At 65.4% G+C, this 814-nt stretch carries 1 protein-coding gene; it reads right to left on the bottom strand.

Features of this window, described 5'->3' with window-relative positions; translation table 11 throughout:
• Positions 1–33: 33 nt before the first annotated feature.
• The coding region (locus ACLJK8_RS22980) for an IS3 family transposase (RefSeq protein ID WP_413152706.1) at positions 34–814 on the bottom strand (781 nt) is incomplete at its 5' end.

Genomic DNA, 814 nt, shown 5'->3' with positions numbered 1-814 from the left:
TGGCCTGCCCCCATTGGGTGGCCCGGTTCAGATCTAATGCATGGTCGGCTTCGCGGCCATGGTTGAAGTGGTCGGCGTCTCCGGCCAGAGCACGGCGGCCGGCGCGGGCGGCTTGTAGCCGAGGCTCGAGTGCGGGCGCAGGGTATTGTAATGCTGGCGCCAGCTTTCGATGACGATCCGCGCCTCGGCGAGACTGTAGAACAACTCCCCGTTTAGCAGCTCGTCGCGGAGCTTCGAGTTGAAGCTCTCGCAGTAGCCGTTCTCCCAGGGGCTGCCGGGCTCGATGAAGGCGGTCCTGGCTCCCACGGCGACGATCCACTCCCGCACGGTCTTGGCGATGAACTCGGGCCCGTTGTCAGAACGTACATGGCCCGGCACGCCGCGCACAATGAAGAGATCCGACAGGACGTCGATGACATCCGTGGACTTCAGCTTCCGGTCGATGCGGATCGCCAGGCACTCCCGGGTGAACTCGTCGATGACGTTGAGCATGCGGAACTTCCTGCCGTCGTGGGTCCGGTCCTCGACGAAGTCGTAGGACCATACATGGTTGGGCCGCTCGGGTCGGAGCCGGAGGCAAGAACCGTCGTTTAACCAAAGCCGCCCCTTTTTCGGTTGCTTTCCCGGCACCTTGAGCCCCTCCAGGCGCCAAATGCGCTCGACCCGCTTGACGTTCACCGCCCAGCCGGCCGCCCGGAGCATCGCGGCGATCCGGCGATAGCCATAGCGGCCGTACTGGGTGGCGAGTGCGACGATATCGGCGGTGAGCGCCGCGTCATCGGCCCGCCCCTTCGGCGCCTTTCTCTGGGTCGAG

The sequence above is a fragment of the Amaricoccus sp. W119 genome (assembly GCF_047275745.1).
GTDB lineage: Bacteria > Pseudomonadota > Alphaproteobacteria > Rhodobacterales > Rhodobacteraceae > Amaricoccus.
The sequence above is the reverse complement of the archived record's forward strand: the minus strand, read 5'-3'. Positions and strand labels throughout refer to the sequence as shown.